Below are 19,671 nucleotides of genomic sequence, written 5' to 3'. Positions count from 1 at the left end.
GACGAAGGAAGGCCGATTGTCCCAAACTTGGACATTATTGAGATCATGGGGAAATCTCAGCGTTATATCGGTTTGCGAATCGCCATGCCCCCCGGTAACAGCTTGTTAAGTATCAAATAGAGGGAACCATCATGAAGCGTCTACTACTCTCGACCATGGCATTCGCATCGGCTTTCGCGATGGCCCCTGCAGCTCACGCAGCGGATTTCGTTCCGGGCAACCCCGAGTTCACCGTAAGCGGTGACATCACGGACGGTACTGTTTCGGCAGACTTCGGTCGTTCGGGCATTGCGTCGGGCATGTTCACGGATACCTTCAACTTCATCATCGATCAGACTGGTCTGGCCAGCGGCACGCTGAGCACGAACACCACGCGTCTGACGAGCTCGACCGATCTCGACATCCTGTCGGTGTTCATCAATGGCTTCGCAGCCACGAAGACCATCGTCGGCAACGCCGAGTTCTTCGAGATCAACAACGTCGCGATCACATCGGGTGCGACGAACAAGATTGTCGTGAACGGCATGTCGCGTGGCAACGGCTCTTATGCCGGCACCGCAACCTTTGAGCCTTCGGCAGTTCCCGAGGCTGGTACTTGGGCAATCATGCTGTTCGGTATCGGCGGCATCGGCGCATCGATGCGCGTTCGTCGTCGCCAGGCGAAGATCGCATTCGCCTAAGCGCATTTCACAGCTGGTCCCAGCGCCCATCTGTGTGAAGGCAGCCGTCAACCTTTCGAGGTTGGCGGCTGTTTTTGTTTAGTCTACGGCGCGGACGGGTCGACGAAAGGATCCATGCGGCGCGACCAGCGCCGTTGATCGATACTTGGGCAGGCGGGATGGTCCATGCTGCGCCCAAAGGCACAAACCCCGAGATCGCGAACCTGCCTGAATGGATGCCGCCAGTTACTAAGCACAAGGCCTGGTATCGGCACCCATCGGTCGACAACCGCTCCCAGCCAGGTAGGCGGCTGCGAGTGGCAATGAGCACCCGTGTGCGCCGTTCTGCGATCTCTAGATCCTCAAGTACAGGCGGAGAGCTGTAACATGAGTTTACGGTTAGAGCATGTTACCAAACTTGCACACAGCAAAGAAGGCCTGAGAGCGGCCTACGCCGCGGGTGTTGATCATCAGCAGAATGGCTGGCTGAGATATCCCCCATGCAAATGGGATCATCCCGCAATTCTGGCTTTTGACGAAAGCGGAACGTGCGTTGGCGGTATCAATTGGGGCGAGGACCATGATGATCGAACGCTCACGATCACGTTCGCGTGGGGTTCGCCTACCGCTCCCGCAGCCTTTGCTGCCGTGCTATCGCGATTTCGGAAAACTCATCTGAACGGTTGGTTCACCGAAATCCACTTCACGATATCGACGCATAACGAAGCCATGCAAAAGGCTGTAAAAGTACTTGGGCTTGTTCCTCGGGCCTTCACCTTTGAGATGCCGGTAAAGGCTATGGCCAGGTCTTGATGGCAAAAAAAATGCCCAGCTTGGAAAGCCGGGCATTTTCGAGTTCAGCCGTTATAGGGCTTCACGGTATTCCAATATCGCAAATTGGCTCATGATTTTATTCATGACAATATTTGCCAGTCATCACTCCTGTACGCCTTACTATTTCTCTAGTAACACATTGCATTATGCCGTGCAGTATGCGTTAATTAGAGAATATAAAAGCACAGGCTGTTGACTGTTTAGCCCCTGATGGGCTTGCCGATTGGCCAGTAGCGCATGTGAATCCCCCTCGTTGAAAAAGTGTCTGTCTTTCGACAAGGAGACATATGCAGCAAATTCATTTCGTAATTGCGACTGCAAGCGGTTTAAAGTGCATTAACCGCAAATTGTGAATTTCAATTTGCTGCGCGCATGATGATGCACTGACGCTCTCGGAGCTTTCACCCGTGAAAAGGGCGCCCGAGCCTCGCCGCCAAAATGGGAGGCGGCAACCGCTTGCGCGCGGGAGTCACCAGGCCATGGTGATCGACAGGGTCGCCAACGGCACGACATCGGCGGTCGTGCCACCGGGAGCGTCGAGCCGGGCCAGATGATGGTCACGGACCACGGCGAGGATTTCCCCCTGCAACGATGCCGCCGCACCGGCGATCTTGACGGGCTGCGCGACCGCCACCCCGGCGCTGCCATATACCCTGTCGCCGCTGTCCGCCGCATAGAAGCCCCGCCAGCCGACACCGGCCGAAACCGGCACCGTGAGCGTCGGACCGTCCTTTGCCCGTGTCAGGGCAAAGCCGGGGGCGATGCCGGCGATCGTGTAAAAACCCCCCTCGCCTTTGGTCCGCTTCGTCGCGGCGAAACGCGGCGCGAGAAATCCCACCGCATTATCGCCGGTGTAGAGGATCGTCAGGCTGGCCTCGTGGTTCGTGCTCGCCACCCCGTTGGGGCTGGCCTTGATGGCATAGGCGGCCGCAGCGGACAGCCCATCGACAGGTCGCCATGCAAGACCGACGATCGTATTGCTTTCGTACCAACTGCGCGGGCGCGACCGTTCGTCGGCGCGCGGCGCGTGAAAGCCGTTCGAGCTTTGCCCGACCAGGAACAGGGCGCCCTGCCCGTCCGCGCGGCGCGTCAGCACTGCGGCACCGCCGACCGAGAGATGGACCGGGACTCTGCCAAGGCCAGCATCATCGTCGTCATAGGCGCCGCGCGCATAATCGCCGTTGCGGACGTCGACCGTGACGATCGGATGGACCGTCGCGTCGCCGACATCGACCTCCGACAGCGTCGCGTCTTCGGTATCGATGAACGGCACGGTCTGCGCCGACGCGCGGGACGCATCGACACACGCACACATCGCCGCCAGACCGATCAGCGCCTTGGCGGTCACGCGGTGCGTCGCACCAGCCAGACGGTATCCCCGGCATCGTCGACGACGAAGATCGCGCCATCGTCGCGTGTCTGCACGCTGACCGGTCGACCATAGACTTCGCCCGTCTTCTCGTTCGCGACGAACCCCGTCAGGAATGGCTGCGGCGCGGCGGTCGGCCTGCCATTGGCAAAGGGGACCGCGAGGACGTCATAGCCGATGAACGCGGATCGGTTCCACGAACCGTGCCGCGCGACATAAGCGACCTGTTGCGCGGCGGACGTTCCCTTCGCAAACGCCACGCCCAGCGCCGCGGCATGGGGCCCGACGGCAACATCGGGAAGCAACGTCGTCGCCAGCAACTCGCGCCTGGTATTGGCGTGACGCGGATCCTGCTTGCCATAATAGCTGTAAGGCCATCCATAGAACCCGCCGTCGCGAACGCCGACGAGATAGTCGGGCGCGATATCGTCGCCGAGCTGGTCGCGTTCGTTCACCGCAGCCCATAAAGTACCCGTACCGGGTGCCCAAGCCATGCCGACCGGGTTGCGAAGCCCCGACGCGTAGAGACGCTCGCGCCCGCTCCGCAGATCGATCGCGAGGATGGCCGCTCGTCGCTTCTCCTCGTCCATGCCATGCTCGCCGACATTCGAGGCGGAACCGACTGACACGTACAACGTCCGCGCATCGGCGCTCAGCAACAGGTTGCGCGTCCAGTGATTGTTGTAGCCCCCCGCGGGCAGCGACACGAGCGGCTGCGGGGTTGCGGTCACGCGCGTCTGGCCGGGCGAGAACGGAACGCTGACGACGCCGTCGGTATTGGCGACGTACAGCCGCCCGTTCGCATATTGCATCCCGAACGGCTGGTTGAGCCCGTCGATCAACACGAAACGCTGTTCCGCGACTCCGTCGCGGTTCGCGTCGCGCAACAGGGTGATACGGTTGGCGCTGAAGCCCGTCGTCTTCGACAGCGCCTGACCGCGCTCGACGTCGGGTTCGGCATCCAGTTTGGGCTTCGTGCGCGCCTCCGCGACCAACATGTCGCCATTGGGCAGCAGCAGCGCCTGGCGCGGATAGTCCAGCCCGCCCGCAAACTTGATGACCTCATACCCCCGCGGCGCCACGGGCTTGCGCCCGTCGGGCCAGCCGATCGTCTTGGGATGGTTGACCACGGACGCAGTCGCATAGGGCTCAGCCTGCGTCTTCAGACCCAGCACCGGCGGCGGGGTCTGCGCCATCGCGCCAGCTGCCAAACCCAATGCGCTGACGGCGGCAAGGATCGTCCTCATAATGTCTCCCAGAACATGACAAGAGTGTAACCCTCTCACAATCAACGATATCCATGAGGCTACCAGCGCCGCGGATTAATTTGGTGATGTCGCGACCAATCCCCTCGGCAACAGCCTTAGTCACCACCGCGAAGCCACCGAACCGCCGCCGGAACGAGGCGCCGCCGACATGACAAAATTTTCATCTCGGCCGTGGCACCATATAGCGCCCGAGCGTTGTCGCCGTTCGTCAGAGAATGGGATATCATGCCGAAAACATTGACTATTATCGGCATGGGGGCCTGTGGCGTCGCCGCCTTCGCCGAAGCCGTCACGCGACTTTGCTATGACCCGGGCGATGGATGGATCCTCCATCTGGTCGAGCGGGACGACGAACTCGCACGCGGCCTGGCATTCGGCACGGAACAGCCGGGGCATCGCCTGAACACCGAATCGCGTCTCATGGGGCTCTATGACCGCGAGCCGGGTCACTTCCGGACCTGGCTCAAGGCACGGCGCGCGGCAGCCGGGACTCCGCTCGATCCCGATGGCGTCGAATATCCCGAGCGCCGGGAATATCGCCTCTACATGCAGGACGTGCTCGACCGGGCGCTCGACCAAGCCCGGCGCGCGGGGATCGATGTCCGGATCCATCATCAGGAAGCCGTCAGCATCGAGGGCGACCATGATGCGGCGACCATCACGTTCTCGGACGGATCGACGATCGCGACGGACGTCGTGCTACTGACGATCGGCACGCCCGATCCCGACCGGTTCGGCACCCTGAACGGCAAGCCCGGCTATTTCGACTCGCCCTACCCCGCCGATCGCATGATCAGGGGTATCGACAGCGATCAGTCCGTCGTCATCCTCGGCAGCGGCCTCAGCGCGATCGACGCGGTGATGACGCTGCTCGACGAAGGGCACCGCGGACATATCCACCTGATTTCGAAGGAAGGCCTACTGCCGCGTGTCGAAATTCCCGCACCCGAGACGGGGTATGACCGCCAGCATCTCACGCTTGAAAACGTCCACCGGCATATCCGCGAACGCGGCGCCGCCTTCTCGGTCGTGGACCTGTTCCGCCTCTTCCGCATCGAGGCCGAGACTGCCGCGGGACGGACGATCGACTGGCAGGCCGAGGATCGCGCCGACGGTGACGCCCAAGCCGCACTGCTACACGACATCGCCGCCGCGGAGGCCGGCGACGAGCCGTTCCAGCGCATCTTGACCGCCGCCCGCCATGATTCCACCGCGATCTGGAACCTGTTGCGGCCCGTCGACCAGAAACGGTTCGGCCAATGGCTGGCGCCGCATTTCGCCGCAGCGCGGTTCGTCACGCCGATGGTGAACGCGCGGCGCCTCGCCGAGGCGATGACGCGCGGGCAGCTCAGCGTCCGCGGGCGGGTCGATGAAACCGTCGCCAACCCGACCGGCAGCGGCTTCGTCGTCCGGTTCACGACGGGCGACACGCTGGAGACGCCGATCGTCGTCAACGCCACCGGCCAGGCGACCACCCTCGCCGAGATGAAGGAATCGCTGGTCAAGGATCTGCTCGCCAAGGACTGGCTGCAACCACACCCGGTCGGTGGTGCCATCGCACACCGCGCGACCTGCCGGATCATCTCCGCCAGCCGAGACGCACCACGCATCTACGCGCTCGGCCAGTTGCTCAACGGCGAGTTGCGCGACACCAACGCAGTCTGGTTCAACGTCGAGTGCGCGGGCCGCGCGATCGACGATATCCTGCGCCAGCAATGAGCGCGCTGGGCAACATCGCGGCGGTACTGCTGCCGCTTTATGGCGTGATCCTGCTCGCTTGGGGCGTCGGGGCGCGTGTGCCCTGGGCGGCGAAGCTGTTCTCGACCATCCTCGTCTTCGGCCTTATTCCGTTGCTGGTCATCGACAAGGTGCTCGGCGCGGAAACGCAGCAGTTGCTCGTGATCCCCCCGCTGATGTTCGCGGTCGCCGCGCTGATGAGCATCCCTGCCTACCGGTTGGCCAAGCGGGTCGGCGACGATTTCGACCCCAAATTGCTGTCGGCCTCGTTCTCGTTCTTCAACGTCGCGTTCTTCGGCGTGCCGGTCAGCCAGGCGCTGTTCGGCGAGGTCGGCGTCTCGACGGTGATCTGCGCCTATATCGGCAGCGCGCTGTACGGCGACACGATCGGCTATTTCCTGATTGCGCGGACCAAGGAGGGTACGCGCAAGGCCGCGACCAAGGCGCTGCGCGTGCCCGTCGTCTATGTGATCGTCGGCGCGATCATCGCGAAGGCGGCCGGTGTCACGATGCCCGAGGCGGCGTCGCCGATCCTGTCGGTTGCCGGTACGCTGGTGTCGGTTCTCGGCATGGCGGTCATTGGCCTCAATCTCGCCGAGACCGGTCGCGACGACTGGCGGCCCCGCCTGATGACTCGGATCCTCGGCGTCAGACAGGCCAGCGGACTCGTGCTGATCGCCACCGCACTTGTGCTCGAAGCCGCGTTCATCGGCATCCTCGCGCCCCGCGACCGCGTCATTGTCGGGCTGATCGCACTGTTTCCGATCGCGAGCAACGTAACGCTGTTCGCAACCCTGCTCGATACGAACCGCAAGGCCGCAGCCGTCCTCGTCGCACTGTCGAGTGTTGTCTCGCTAGTGCTCGTGTTGCTGGTCGTCGGCGTGTTTCACTCGGCGATACCGACTTAAGAATTGCGCAAAGCACCGCGGTCCGCCCCCTGAAACAATCTCGGTAGGATCCGGAACAGACACAGTCGGTTGGCGCTTTGGATGTCACGCATCCCGGGAGCTGAACCATGACCGATCCAACACGCCGCACCTTCGTGTCGGGCGCCGCCGTCACCGCTGGCGCGCTCGCCGCGACCACCGTTGCCGCTGCGGCTCAGGGTGGGGGCAAGCCCGCCGCGACACCGACGCCGGCCGCTGCGGCCTATCCAAAGCCGCCCTATCCCGTCCAGCGTCAGCCCTGGCCGGGTCTCGCGTCGAAGATGACGCCGCGGCCCGATCATGGCGAGACGAGCTACAAGGGGTCGGGAAAGCTGACCGGCATGCGGGCGCTGATCACCGGCGGCGATAGCGGGATCGGGCGTGCCGCGGCGATCGCCTATGCGCGCGAAGGCGCGGACGTCGCGATCAACTACCTGCCGGCCGAAGAACCTGACGCGCGCGAGGTCGTTGCGCTGATCCGGGCCGAGGGACGCAAGGCGGTCGCGATTCCCGGCGACCTGCGTGACGAACGCTTCTGCCGCAAGCTGGTGCAACAGGCCGCCGAACAGCTTGGCGGGCTCGACATCCTCGTCAACAATGCCGCGCGCCAGCAGACCCGCCCGGGCATCGCCGATATCTCGAGCCAGGATTTCGACGATACGATGAAGACCAACGTCTATGCGCCGTTCTGGCTGACCAAGGCCGCGCTCGAGCGGATGGGTGCAGGCGCGGTGATCGTGAACACCTCTTCGGAGCAGGCCGGCAACCCGTCGCCCGACATCGTCGATTATGCACTCACCCGCGCGGCGGTGCTGAACTTCACCAAGAGCATGGCAAAGCAGGTCGCCAGCCGCGGGATCCGCGTCAATGCGGTCGCGCCGGGCCCGTTCTGGACACCGTTGCAGGTCAGCGGCGGCGCTACGCCTGAAAAACTGCGCAGCTTCGGCGGCGATTCGCCCATGGCGCGTGCGGGCCAGCCGGCTGAAATCGCCGCGCTCTATGTCGCAGCGGCTGATCCGTCGCTCAGCTATTCGACCGGGCAGATCTTCGGGTCGACCGGCGGCAATGGCCAGCCCGCCTGACGAGTGTTGTCGCGCTGGGGCTCGAAGCATCAGCCTCGAGCCCCCAGCGCGACGCCCCTTACTCGACCAGGGCGACGCCATAGCCCGCGAGGTCGAGCGCGCCGGGCAGCTTGCGTCCCGTCAGAACGTCGCGGGCCGTACCCGACTTCGCGCCGGGCATCGCCACGCTCAGCGCACCGGACGTCGTATTGACGTAGAGCGTCCGTCCTTCGACCGTGCGCGCGACCACCCCGTCGGGAGTTGCCGGCCCCGTCCGGATCTTCAGCTCGGCGTAGAGCGACCGAATCAGCGGATCGATCAACCCCGGTTGCGCCGCGGTCGCGAGATAGATCGCCTGCCCCTTGCCGAATGTGTTGACGGTGATCGCCGGGCTCTTGTCGGGCGTGTTTTCGAACCGCGCGAGGACCTTTGCCGTGCTCGGCTCGAGCACCTCGTAATAGGGGTCCGTACCGCTGAGTTCGCGGCCCTCGAAGCGGACGCGGAGCGGCTGTTCGGATCGGTAGAAGGCGTTGGTCCGCAGCCCGAACACGTCGGTCATGCCGCCCGGCAACGGCGTGCCGAACCATTTCCCGGTCGCGTCCACCTTCGCCGAATAGCCCGTCATGACCACCGTACCGCCCCGCTCGACGTAACCGCGAAGCGCCGCCGCGATCTTCGTATCGACCAGATACGCGCTCGACACGATGACGAGCTTATAGGCGTCGATCGGGTCGTGGCCGATGTCGATCACCGCCGCATCGATATTGTCGCGGTAGAGCGGCGCAAAGGCCGCCTTTACCGCGGTGGTGTAGTCGGTCTTGAAATATTCGGGCGTGGTGTTCGGCCCCGGCGGCGGGCTGGTCAGCCACATCGTGTCGAACGAATAATGCACCGCGACCTGCGGCGGGTCGTAGCGGGGGAAACCCATCGTCTGGAGCTGGCGGAACTCGCGCGCGATCTGCGCGAATTCGCCCACCTTCCACGACGGCCGGTCGTCATGGTCGACCAGCCCGAACAAGGCCTGCTCCTCTCCGCCGAGATGGGAATTGAAGGTCCAGGCGAGCACCGTCTGCGCATAATGCAGCAGCCCGAAATACGCCCACATCCGCGACCGCCCGGGCGTGCCGTAATAGCCCCCGCCTCCGGCAGTGAACTCGTTGAACCAGACCGGCGTCTGATGCCCTGCCCGGTTCATCATGACCTCGAATCCCGCACCGAGCGGGTCGCCGGGGTAGAATCCCTGCGCACCATAGGTCGAGACATCTTCCCAGGAGCGGAGATAATCGAACCCCTTGGTCCCTGCGGTCGGCCAGAAGTTCGACGCGACCGGCAGGTTCGGGGCAAAGCGCTTGCGGATCGATTCGAGGTCCTTTAGCGCGCCGATCGTGTCGTCCGACCAGAAGCGGCGCAGGTCGAGATAGCGCTCATTGGGTCCCGGACCCCGGCCATAGGGCAGGTCGACCTGATCCCAGTCGCCGATCCGGCGGGACCAGCGCTGCGTCGCCCATGCGGTGTTGAGCGCGTCGACCGTCCCGTATTTCTGCTTCAGCCAGACGACGAACCGATCCCGGTCCGCCGCCGAATAGGACATCTGGCCATTGCCGATCTCATTGTCATAGCCCAGCGCGATCACCGCGGGATGTTTGGCATAACGTTGCATCATCCGCTCGGCGAGACGACCGGCGAGGCGGCGATAATCGGGGTCGCTGATATTGTCCCAGTAGCGCGAGGCGGCGTTGACCCGCACTCCGTCCTGCGTGACGATGTCGACGCCCGGATAGCGCTTGTGCAGCCAGATCGGTGCCGGCTGGCCCGGAATGTCGACGATGACCCGGATGCCCGCCGCCTGCATCTGACGCAGCACATCGTCGAAGCGCTCGAAGGTGAACCGCCCCTCTTCGGGTTCGAAATAGTCCCAGGACAGATCCCCCATCCGGACCATGTTGAACCCGGCCGCTTTCATCACCGCGATATCGCTGGTGATCTGCGCCGGGCTGCGGTCGACGGGCTGATAACAGGTGCCGACGAACAGCTGCCCCTTGCCGGGCCAGCCGGGATGGCCGGCGGCGCTCTGCGCGCACGCAGGAGCCGCAAGCAGCGCCGGCGCGGCCGTTGCAAGGGTCAACATCAGGGCGATGGATCGCGTGCGGCGGCGTAACATGGAGATGGTCGTCCTTATCGAAGCGATGCCCCCCGTCGGGGGGCGCCGGTACTGCGCCAAGCTGGCGAATGCGTGGATCGGTGACGCGGGGACCTGACGCTCAAGCAAAGTCGATCCGGAACGCGCTGGCGTGGCGGGTCGGGAGTGTCGCGGGCACGTCGATCACCAGCGCCTGTCCGGTCTGACGAAAGCGGATCGGCCCGCGATGGCCGAGCAGGCGGACCGCCCGCACCGCGCGCGGCTCGTTCGGATTGCCAAGCGCCAGCGCGGTGATCGCCACGGTCCCCGCAGGCTCCCCGAGCGTGATCGCGAAGAGCTCGTCCTTCTTGGTCGTGAACCGTATATCGCGCGGCGTGTAATCCGCTTTTTCCGAGAACATGCCCGCGGCGGTTTCGGTCGGCCCCTCGCCGAAGATCTTCCAGGGCCGCGTGCCATGGATCGCCGGCGCGTTGACCGCCATCCACGGCGCCAGTTCCGCCAGAAGCGTCTCGGACTCCGGTGGCAGGCTGCCATCGGGATACATCACGACGTTGAGCAGCATGTTGCCGTTCTTGCTTACGATATCGGCGAGCATCGTGACGATCTGGCTGGTCGTCTTGTAGGGGTGGCGGTCATTGAAGAACCAGTCGCCATTCGACGTATCGGTCTGCCACGGCAGCGCATTAATGCCCTTGAGCACCCCGCGCTCGACATCCTCGACCGACGCCTCGCGGTGGAACTCCCCCGACCCCGAATTCTTGCAGGTATAGACCGCTTCGAGCCGGCCGCGCCGCGCGATGCTGCCATTGTAGAGATGCGCGACGAGGGCGCGGCCTACGGCCCCGAACGGCAGCCCGCCATCCGAATAGAGCAGGTCGGGCTGATAGCTGTCGACCAGATCGACGATCCGGTCGAACCAGTGCCGCTGATAGGCGGCGTTCGTGGTGTACCAGGAGGCCGGCGTGTTGCGGTAGGGTTCGTCGCGATTGCCGTGATAGAGATCGGCGTTAGCGGGATCGGCACCGTCATAGTCCAGCCCGAGCTTCGGCCAGAACTGATCGTACATCTGGTTCGGATACCACCAGGTATAGCTTGCGGCGAGATGTTCGGACACGCCGAAGCGCAGCCCGCGCCGCGTGGCCGCGGCCTTCCATTCCCCCACCACGTCGCGCTTCGGCCCCATCGCCACCGCGTTCCACCGCTGATGCTTGGAGCGCCAAAGGTCGAAATTGTCGTGATGCACCGCCATCGAGACGAAATATTTGGCACCGGCGGCGGCATATTTGTCCATCAGCGCGTCCGGGTCGAACCGCGCCGCGGTCCATAACGGCAGCAGGTCCTTGTAGCCGTGCTCCGACGGATGGCCGTAGGTCTTGAGATGATGCTCGTAATGCGGGTGGCCGGGGACATACATGAAGCGCGCGTACCAGTCGCCCTGGCGGGGTACCGCCTGCGGGCCCCAATGCGCCCAGATCCCGAACTTCGCGTCACGAAACCAGTCGGGCGTCTGATAGGTCTTGAGCGAGGCGACCGACGCGTCGAACCGTCCCGCGGGGATTGCCGGGCCGCCGCGTGCTGCGCCTGCCGGAGCCGCCGCAGCCCCCAGCCGCGCCGCGCCGACCCCCAGGGCGCCGAGCAGCGGTGCGGCCAGCACGTCGCGCTTGCTAAATCCCGCCATGTCTTCTCCCCTTTTGCCCGATTATTCTTCGATGCCCGCGGTGCCTGCGGGTTCCAGCGTGACGAGCGCGATGTCGTTGCTGCGCATCGGCACTGTGACGCGCGTCGATCCGCTGCGACCGACCCGGACGGTCCGCGCCTGTTCGGGCAGATCCTGCGTGGCCTGCTCGAGCCCCTTGCGCTGCGCGGGATCGAGCGACGCGGGCATACCCATGTCGATATAGAGCGAGAGCGGGTCGTTCCGGCGATAGCCGGTCCGGCGGATGGTCAGCCGGTACGTCCCCGCAGGCACGTGATCGAAGGTCAGCGCGATCGGCCGGGCCACAACCGCGGGCACCTGCCGCGTGTAGAAGGGCTTGTTGCTCAGCGTCTGGACCGGCTGTTGCCAGTCCCAGACCACGGCCGCGATCCGCTGACCATCGGCGGCGGCGAGCACCGTGTCATCCGCCACGGGTATCGCGCGGCCCTTCAACGCGTTCAGATATTTATACGCGAACCAGGCCGGCTTGCGGATGCCCTCGCGGTTCATCAACCCGAACCCGCCATGGAAGGGCGTCGGCGGCGGGCCCGGCTCCTCGAACAGGTCGGTATAGGTCCAGTAGCTCATACCCTGCGCATAGGCCCGCGATTGCTTCAGCTTGGTCAGGATGTACGGCGCGCTGATATAGCTGTCATGGACGAAGTCGCGCGGCGTGTAGCTCGTGCTCCATTCGGTGAAGTAGAGCGGCAGCCCCGGATAGGCCGAGGCTTCGATCTGCTCGCGAACGCGGCGCACGTCGCCGACCACCGCGTCGGGCGACGCCGACAGCTTGGTGTCCTGTTTGCCCTCCTCGTCGAGAAAACCGCCCTCGACGCCATAGGTGTGCGTCGTCACGAAATCGATCGGCACGGCGTTCCGCTTCGTAAAGGCAAGGAGCTCGGGCACCCAGGCCGCGCCCGCGGTCGATGGCCCACCGACCCGCAACGCCGGATCGATCGCCTTGATCGTCCGCGCGGTGTCCGCATAGAGATCGAAATACGCCTTCTGATCGGCCTTTTCCCAGAAGCCGTCGAGATTGGGCTCGTTCCAGACCTCGAAATACCAGCGGCGAACCTCGTCGGCGCCATAACGCTGCCGAACATGGCGGACATAGGCATCGATCAGCCCGCGCCACAGCGCCGGATCGGGATGCGAGGTATTGCCCTTCCAGTAAAAGATCGTCTGCTCCGACGTCCGCATCGCATTGGGCGTGAAGCCGAGCTCGACGAAGGGCCGGATCTTCTTCGCCAGCAGCGCATCATAGAGCTGGTCGATCTTCGTCCAGTCATAGACGATCCCCGCATCGGTCTTGCGCACCGTGCCGAGGACGTCGTGGAAGATGTCGTGGAAGCGGATGTAGCGGAAGCCGAGCTCGTCGACCGCGGTCTTGAGCTGCGTCTGGCTGTCGCTGCGGATCAGCGTGCCCGGGAAATCCGAACCGATCGACAGGTCGAAGGATCGATCGACCGGGCCTGCGACCTTGGCGGCATCGATGACGACGCGCCGTTCGCCTCCGCCGGCAACGGGGGCCGCTGCAGCCGGCAGAGTGCCCAACGCTACGACTATTGACGCAGCCATTCCCGCGCTCGATGCCCACCGCATACCCGCTCCCGTTCTTATACGAATTGCCATGATGGTAGCGCGATCAGGCGGAAGGGCAAGCTTTGTCCGACAAATAAGCTTTTTAGCGGTTGCCGATACGTGCCGATCGTATCATGCCGCGGTCCGCAGCGGTGCCGCACAATGCCGGGCGATAAAGTCGGCGTGGCGCGGCATCGCCTCGGCGGTCTTAGCGACCATCTCCCGCACATGGTCGAGGAACATGGCGCTCTCCGCCACCGGCAGTCCCGCGGTCAGCGGATCGACCGACGCGGGCCAGATGCCCTGGCCGAGCAGGACCGCAATCCAGCTGTCGGGGGTGAACAATTCGCCCTGTTCGCGAAAGATCCGCGCCCGGCCCGCCCAGAGATCGAGCTTGGCCTGCAGCGACGGCGGCAGCGTCATGCTTTGGCAATGGCGCCAGAACGCCGAATCCGTCCGCGTCGTCGCATGGTAGTGAAGGATGATGAAGTCGCGGACCTGATCATACTCCCGGAGCATCTGCCGGTTATATTCGGCGATCTCGACCGCGCTGAACCCGGTATCGGGGAACAGGCTCATCAGCCGCGCGATACCCGACTGGATCAGATGGATGCTCGTCGATTCCAGCGGCTCGAGAAAGCCGCCGGCCAGCCCGATCGCGACGCAATTGCGCTCCCACAGCCGGTCGCGCCGCCCCGCGACGAACCGCAACTGGCGCGGATCGGCGAGCGGCGGGCCGTCCAGTCCGTCCAGCAGCACGCGCAGCGCGGTGTCATCGTCGACATGGTCGCTGGCATAGACATGGCCGTTGCCGACGCGGTGCTGGAGCGGGATCCGCCAGCGCCAGCCGGCCGCTTCCGCGGTCGCGCGCGTATGCGGGGCCGGCGCATCGCGGGGTGAACTCGGCACCGCCCAGGCGCGATCGCACGGCAACCAGTGCTGCCAGCTCGTGAACCCGACGTCCATCGCGTCGCCGAGCAGCAGCGATCGAAACCCGCTGCAATCGATGAACAGGTCTCCGTTGATCGCACGCCCGTCCGCGAGCCGGACCGCTTCGATGAAGCCAGTCCCGGCCTGCCGATCGACCGCCGCCACGCGCCCCTCGATCCGCACCACACCCCCCGCCTCGGCAAGGTCGCGCAGATATCTGGCATAGAGCGCGGCATCGAAGTGGAAGGCATAGGACAGCGTCGACAGGACCGATTGCGGATTGGCCGACGGTCGCATGAAACGCCCGTTGCGCGCCGCCACGGCGGACAAGCAATAGTCGCCGATAGGCCCCGGCATGTCGGCTCGCCCAAGCCGGGCCTGACGCAGCCAGAGTTGATGGAAGGCCACCCCCTCGACATCGCGGCCATGCGTGCCGAACGGGTTGATATACGTGTCGCCCAGCCGCCCCCAGTCGCGAAACTCGATCCCGAGCTTGAACGTCGCCCCCGTCGCGCGGACGAACTCGTCCTCGTCGATGCCGAGCATCCGGTTATAGTCGAGCAGCGAAGGGATCGTCGCCTCGCCCACCCCGACCGTGCCGATCTCCTCGGATTCGACCAACGTCACCGCGACGCCGCTCTCGACCAGCCGCGCCATCGCGGCGGCGGCCATCCACCCCGCCGTCCCCCCGCCGACGATGACGATCCGGGTGATGCGGGCCGGGCCGGGATCCGTCACGCCGCCGCTCGCGCACCGAAATGATGGTGCTGCGCATAGGTGACCAGATCGCGGTTCGACGGCAGGTTGCGGACCGCATAGTCGGCCTGACGCCGGACCTCGGCAAACGCACGCCGCGCATCCTCGGCATAGCGCAGCGCGCCGGCCTTCGCGCTCAGGTCGGTTTTCCAGCCCATGCCGTACAGGACATATTGCCAGCTCGCATCGGTGAAGATGTCGACCTGCCCGTCGATGTCGAGCTCGTTGGGCGGCCGGAACCGCCACCGGTCGAACAGCTCGAGCAGGCTGTCGGGGACCGAAGCGTCGGCCACATTGTCGCGCCAGAACGCCGTGTCGCGCCGTTCCGAGATGCAGTAATGCAGCTTGATGAAATCGAGCGCGCGCTCGTAGCGGCGCAGCATGTTGGCGTTGAACTGGCGCGCCGACGTCTCGTAATCGCCGCCCCAGGGGAACAGGTTCGCGATCATCCCCGCCGAGACTTCGGCAAACGCGATCCCCGTCGCCTCGAGCGGCTCGAAAAACCCGCTCGACAGCCCGACCGCGACGCAATTCTTGACCCAGTTGACCTCGCGGTACCCCGCATCGAACTTAAAATGGCGCACCTCGGCCTTGTCGCCGCCCGCGCCCAGATAGCCGCGGAGCACGCGTTCGGCGGTCTCGTCGTCGCTATGGTCGGACGAGTAGACATGCCCGATGCCACGCCTGCGATCGAGCCCGATGTCCCAGATCCAGCCCGACTCCTGCGCGGTCGAAATCGTATAGGACGCGATCGGATCGCCGGGCTTTGCATAGGGCCGCTGCGCAGCGATCGCGCGGTTGCAGAACAGCACATCGCGGCACGACCGGAACGGCACCTTCATCGCCTTGCCGATCAGTTCGGCACGAAAGCCTGTGCAATCGATATAGAGATCCGCGTCGAGCATCCCGTTCCGCTCGGTGCGCACCCCGCCGATCGCACCATCTTCCGCGAGCAGCACCTCGGACACGGTGTCGGTCAGATGCCGGACACCGTTCCTGACCGCATGTTCGCGCAACAGCCCGGCGAGCGCCACCGCATCGAAGTGAAACGCATAGTTGAGCGGCCCGACATAATCGGGGTTGGTCGCCAGCTTGGGCGCGCGCATCGCATCCGCGGCCTTTTTCTGCGGATTGGAGACCTCGTCCCAATTCGCCGCGCCGCCATGCCCCAGCAGCCAATAGGGCAGCAGGTCTAGGCCGTCGCTCGAATCGGCGATCTGGAACGGGTGCGAATAATGATCGGTGCGGCCCTGCCCGGGCGCGTGACGCCAGTGGACGAACTTCGCGCCCTGCTTGAACGTCGCGCCGCATCGCCGGATCAGCTCGGCCTCGTCGATGCCGATCGTCGCCAGGGTCCGCCGGATCGTCGGGAAGGTCCCTTCCCCCACGCCGAGGATGCCGATGTCCTTGGATTCGACCAGCGTGATCGAGACCCCGCCCGCCAGATCGGCGCCCAAACGCTTCGCCAGATAACCCGCGGTCAGCCAGCCGGCGGTACCGCCGCCAACGATCAAGATCCTCTTCCGCATCACGCGCTCCGCTTCGTCCCCTGCCGACAGCGCGTCGACAGGGGACGCATCATCGTCAGAAGGCGAGGTTTATGCCAGTGCTGATACGGCGATCGGCCTGGAACCAGCTGCGTCCGACCAGCTTGCCGCCGGGATAGCCACCCATCAGCGTCCGCTGCGTCGCGGCGGTCAGGTTGGTCCCCTGCACGCCGAACGAGAACTGGTCGTTCACCTTGAACCGCACACCCGCATCGACCGAGCCATAATTGCCGCCATAGATCGGCAACGCGATCTGGGTCGACGCATCTTGGCCGCCATCCTGGTTGGTCACGACGCCCGGCGCGCTATAATAGGTATAGGTGCCGTTCGTGCCGTTGCTGTTCGTCGACAACAGATAGCGCGAGCGCCAGGAATAGGCGACGCGCAACGAGATCGGGTTGCGCTCGTACAACAGCGTCGCGTTCAGATTATGCTTGGACAACCCGACCAGCGGCGCGTCGTTGCGAGCGGCGCCGGTGATGTCGCGATAGACATCGCCCGGATTGCTGCTCTTGATGAAGGTGTAATTGCCCTCGAACCCGATCCCGGCAAGCGCACCGGGCAGCATGTCGAGGAAGAAGCGGCCACCGGCCTCGACGCCCTTGACGGTCGCGGCCTTGGTCGAGTTGACATAGTCGGTCGCCGACGCAGCCACGTTTTCGGTCGTCCCGTCAGTGAACTGGATCGTGACCTGCCGGCTGGTCAGCGCATAGATCGGCAGGTTGGTCAGCCGCTTGTAGAACGGGGCGAGATGGAAGGACGTGCCCGCTCGCCCGTAATATTCGAGCGAGAGGTCGACATTGTTCGACAGCGTCGGCTTCAGCAACGGATTGCCCGTGTCCGCGGTAAAGTTGTTGAACGTGCCGATCCCGCCGGGCGTCTGGCTGGGGGTCGTTGCCACGCCGATCGAACCCGACGCACGCAGCGCGTTGAAGCTCGGCAGATCCATCGTGATGTTGTACCCGCCGCGGACCTTGATCCGGTCGGTCGGCGAATATTCGAGATTGATCGACGGCAGCACGCGCGTGAAGTCCGCCTTGCCGCCGCGGGCGAGGAACGTGTTCGCCAGCGTCACCTGCGCGCCGTCGCGGATGAAGACGGTCCCGCCATTCTGCTGGATGAACCCGCTGCCTTCATTCTCGATATGCACGACACGCACGCCGACGTTACCGGAAATGCCGCGTGCGCCTTCCTCGGGCCCGAAGCGGAGCAGTGCATAGCCCGCGATATTCTCGGTACGGTTATTCACCTGATCGCCCGGCAGGACGAACCCGACAGGCCGGATCGCCAGCGTGCCGTCGGGGTTGAACTGGCCGCCATAGCCGGTGACCGGGAGCTGCCCCGCGACCGAGCAGTTGAATTCATTGCCGGTGCAGAAGCCGGCAGGCGGTGCCGTTACCAGCCCGGTGCGGTTTTCATTGAAGCGCGACGCCAGATCCTCCGACGCGAACATCAGGTTGCCCGGCAGCGTCGTGTTGCCGCGGAAGAAGTCCTTGAATGCATGGCTGGCGACGTCGCCCGGCGCGGCGTTGGCATAGGTCAGCTGCGGATCGCCGTTCCAGCCGCGCCCCAGCGCGGTCCAGTTATAGCCGTTCGACAGATCGCGCTCGGTCCGCTTGGCATAGCGCCCGCCGACCTTGACCGACCGGAAGAAGCTGTTGTCGAACGTATATTCGGCATCGAGCTGCCCTGAATCGAGCCGCCCCTTGTTCCGTTCGTTGTGCGGCATCGACGCCGTCCAGAAATAATTGGCCGGATCGGCGAACGACGCCTGCGTCGCAGGACTGACGGTGATCTGCGGCAGGTCACCCGTAAGATCCATGCCGAAGCTCTGGCCAAAGCCGACGTCGCGGAAGATGTCGAGGCGATCATAGATCTGCCGCGAATCGACGCGCTGCAGCGATCCCTTCAGCGACACATGGCTGTCTGTGGGTGCCCAGACGAACGACAGCGAATAATCGCGCGTCCGCGTGTTGCTCTCGACGAACCCCTTGTTGCCGCTGCTGTTGACCGACCCACCCGTCGGGGCAAACGTCGCCGTGTCGCGGTTGAACAGCGCGCTCGTCTTGGTGAGCAGGCCGTTGCTGTCGAACGAGCTGCTCGCCGGATCGACCGCCAGAGTCTGCGAATCCAGCTGCGTGCCGTAATCGCTCGACTGGCTCTTGTAGCGCGACTGGAAGAAGCTGCCGGTGAAGGTCAGCGATTCGGCCGGCTGCCACTGTGCCGCGCCATAGATGCCGTAACGCTTGTACTGGAACGCCTCGTCGCCATAGGCGAAGCCGCTGGGGACGTACCGCTCGTTGCCATCGCTGAGCTTGGTCTTGAAATACGGGCTGACGCGGATGAACTGCGACAGCGAGCTGAACTGGCTGAACGCGACGTCGCCGAGCAGGCCGATCCGGCCGATCGGCGTATCGAACGAATCGGTGATCAGGACCGATCCCGACGGATCCGCCTTGTTCGCCATGTCGCCGAGCGCGAGTTCGCCGGTGCCAGCAATGTGGAACTTGCCGTTGAAGTCGAACGGCATCTTGGTGCGCAGGTCGATCTGGCCGCCGGTGCCGCCTTCGATCAGGTCAGCCGTCGATGCCTTGTAGACGTCGACCGCCGCCATCAGTTCGGGCGTGACGTCGCTCCACAGGATTGCGCGGCCGTTGTTTGCGCTGAAGATCTCGCGGCCGTTCAGCCGCGACGCGACGCCCGTCAGGCCACGGACCTGCACGCCCGACCCCTGCACCGAATAATGGTCGGGATCGCCCAGCGCGGCAAAGCGGACGATCGAGACGCCCGAGACGCGCTGCAGGACTTCGGTGATCGAGTTGTCGGGCAGCTTGCCGGCATCATCGGCGACGACCGAATCGACGATCGTCTCGCTGCGACGCTTGCGCTCGTCCGCCGCCTCGAGCGCGGCGCGACGGCCGGTGATGACGATATCACCGTCCCCGGTCGCATCGGCGGCGGGTTGACCGACCTCCTGTGCCGGCGTCGCGGCCTGGGTCGTGTCGGGCGACACGGTCTGCGTTTCCGCCTGCGCCCATGCAGCGCTGCCCGCGCCTGCTGCCAGCAGCGCCGCAAGCGACACACCGACCCGCATCGCGATCGCCACACGCCCACGTGGCCCCGAATTCAGAACGAACGCCTTCATAACCCCTCCCCATGCCGCAGCG

General features: G+C 64.7%; 13 protein-coding genes. 5 read left to right on the top strand and 8 right to left on the bottom strand.

The features are described from left to right. Positions 1-155 precede the first annotated feature (155 nt). Positions 156-680 (top strand): FxDxF family PEP-CTERM protein, encoded by a 525-nt coding sequence (locus IFS44_RS04205; protein WP_167396671.1) that lies wholly within the window; start codon positions 156-158, stop codon positions 678-680. Positions 681-1,046: 366 nt separating this feature from the next. Next, positions 1,047-1,472, top strand: coding sequence for a hypothetical protein (locus IFS44_RS04200; protein ID WP_128082073.1), 426 nt, complete (start codon positions 1,047-1,049; stop codon positions 1,470-1,472). Positions 1,473-1,962: 490 nt separating this feature from the next. Here IFS44_RS04200 and IFS44_RS04195 read toward each other — a convergent pair whose 3' ends face one another. Together IFS44_RS04195 and IFS44_RS04190 are read right to left on the bottom strand one after the other, a co-directional pair. Further along, the gene (locus tag IFS44_RS04195) at positions 1,963-2,841 is read right to left on the bottom strand and encodes a hypothetical protein (protein WP_192097639.1); all 879 of its coding nucleotides are present in this window, start codon (positions 2,839-2,841) and stop codon (positions 1,963-1,965) included. Further along, positions 2,838-4,109 (bottom strand): PQQ-dependent sugar dehydrogenase, encoded by a 1,272-nt coding sequence (locus tag IFS44_RS04190; RefSeq protein WP_192097638.1) that lies wholly within the window; start codon positions 4,107-4,109, stop codon positions 2,838-2,840. The genes IFS44_RS04195 and IFS44_RS04190 overlap by 4 nt, the downstream gene beginning before the upstream one ends. Positions 4,110-4,355: 246 nt before the next feature. On the opposite strand from IFS44_RS04190, the gene IFS44_RS04185 reads away from it, so the two are divergent. The 3 genes from IFS44_RS04185 to IFS44_RS04175 all read left to right on the top strand — a co-directional run bounded on the left by IFS44_RS04185 (position 4,356) and on the right by IFS44_RS04175 (position 7,875). Beyond that, entirely contained in the window at positions 4,356-5,849 is a 1,494-nt protein-coding gene (locus IFS44_RS04185; RefSeq protein ID WP_192097637.1) for an FAD/NAD(P)-binding protein, read from the top strand. Beyond that, on the top strand, positions 5,846-6,775 hold the full coding sequence (locus IFS44_RS04180) for an AEC family transporter (RefSeq protein WP_192097636.1): 930 nt from the start codon (positions 5,846-5,848) through the stop codon (positions 6,773-6,775). The genes IFS44_RS04185 and IFS44_RS04180 overlap by 4 nt, the downstream gene beginning before the upstream one ends. A gap of 107 nt (positions 6,776-6,882) precedes the next feature. Beyond that, positions 6,883-7,875, top strand: a complete 993-nt coding sequence (locus IFS44_RS04175; protein WP_192097635.1) for an SDR family oxidoreductase — start codon at positions 6,883-6,885, stop codon at positions 7,873-7,875. Between the two features lie 58 nt (positions 7,876-7,933). Here the strand turns inward: IFS44_RS04175 and IFS44_RS04170 are convergent, their stop codons facing one another. From IFS44_RS04170 to IFS44_RS04145, 6 genes are all read right to left on the bottom strand, one after another. Continuing rightward, positions 7,934-9,982 (bottom strand): beta-galactosidase, encoded by a 2,049-nt coding sequence (locus IFS44_RS04170; RefSeq protein WP_244649919.1) that lies wholly within the window; start codon positions 9,980-9,982, stop codon positions 7,934-7,936. A 133-nt stretch (positions 9,983-10,115) separates the two neighbouring features. Continuing rightward, positions 10,116-11,672, bottom strand: a complete 1,557-nt coding sequence (locus IFS44_RS04165) for an alpha-L-fucosidase (RefSeq protein ID WP_192097633.1) — start codon at positions 11,670-11,672, stop codon at positions 10,116-10,118. A 21-nt stretch (positions 11,673-11,693) separates the two neighbouring features. Continuing rightward, positions 11,694-13,244 (bottom strand): GH39 family glycosyl hydrolase, encoded by a 1,551-nt coding sequence (locus IFS44_RS04160; RefSeq protein ID WP_342366330.1) that lies wholly within the window; start codon positions 13,242-13,244, stop codon positions 11,694-11,696. Between the two features lie 159 nt (positions 13,245-13,403). Further along, on the bottom strand, positions 13,404-14,939 hold the full coding sequence (locus IFS44_RS04155) for a tryptophan halogenase family protein (protein WP_342366329.1): 1,536 nt from the start codon (positions 14,937-14,939) through the stop codon (positions 13,404-13,406). Next, complete coding sequence (locus tag IFS44_RS04150; protein ID WP_192097631.1) at positions 14,936-16,486, bottom strand: tryptophan halogenase family protein; 1,551 nt, start codon at positions 16,484-16,486, stop codon at positions 14,936-14,938. Before IFS44_RS04150 ends, IFS44_RS04155 begins: the two co-directional genes overlap by 4 nt. Before the next feature lie 55 nt (positions 16,487-16,541). After that, the gene (locus IFS44_RS04145; protein WP_192097630.1) at positions 16,542-19,649 is read right to left on the bottom strand and encodes a TonB-dependent receptor; all 3,108 of its coding nucleotides are present in this window, start codon (positions 19,647-19,649) and stop codon (positions 16,542-16,544) included. Between the last annotated feature and the right edge of the window lie 22 nt (positions 19,650-19,671).

Source organism: Sphingomonas sp. CFBP 13706 (assembly GCF_014842355.1).
Taxonomy (GTDB): domain Bacteria; phylum Pseudomonadota; class Alphaproteobacteria; order Sphingomonadales; family Sphingomonadaceae; genus Sphingomonas; species Sphingomonas aerolata.
The sequence above is the reverse complement of the archived record's forward strand: the minus strand, read 5'-3'. Positions and strand labels throughout refer to the sequence as shown.

Bases quoted from the DNA above. Each gene is read 5' to 3' on its own strand.
- IFS44_RS04205 (WP_167396671.1), top strand. From the start codon at position 156: ATGGCATTCGCATCGGCTTTCGCGATGGCCCCTGCAGCTCACGCAGCG.
- IFS44_RS04200 (WP_128082073.1), top strand. From the start codon at position 1,047: ATGAGTTTACGGTTAGAGCATGTTACCAAACTTGCACACAGCAAAGAA.
- IFS44_RS04190 (WP_192097638.1), bottom strand. From the start codon at position 4,109: ATGAGGACGATCCTTGCCGCCGTCAGCGCATTGGGTTTGGCAGCTGGC.
- IFS44_RS04185 (WP_192097637.1), top strand. From the start codon at position 4,356: ATGCCGAAAACATTGACTATTATCGGCATGGGGGCCTGTGGCGTCGCC.
- IFS44_RS04180 (WP_192097636.1), top strand. From the start codon at position 5,846: ATGAGCGCGCTGGGCAACATCGCGGCGGTACTGCTGCCGCTTTATGGC.
- IFS44_RS04175 (WP_192097635.1), top strand. From the start codon at position 6,883: ATGACCGATCCAACACGCCGCACCTTCGTGTCGGGCGCCGCCGTCACC.
- IFS44_RS04170 (WP_244649919.1), bottom strand. From the start codon at position 9,982: ATGTTGACCCTTGCAACGGCCGCGCCGGCGCTGCTTGCGGCTCCTGCG.
- IFS44_RS04165 (WP_192097633.1), bottom strand. From the start codon at position 11,672: ATGGCGGGATTTAGCAAGCGCGACGTGCTGGCCGCACCGCTGCTCGGC.
- IFS44_RS04150 (WP_192097631.1), bottom strand. From the start codon at position 16,486: ATGCGGAAGAGGATCTTGATCGTTGGCGGCGGTACCGCCGGCTGGCTG.
- IFS44_RS04145 (WP_192097630.1), bottom strand. From the start codon at position 19,649: ATGAAGGCGTTCGTTCTGAATTCGGGGCCACGTGGGCGTGTGGCGATC.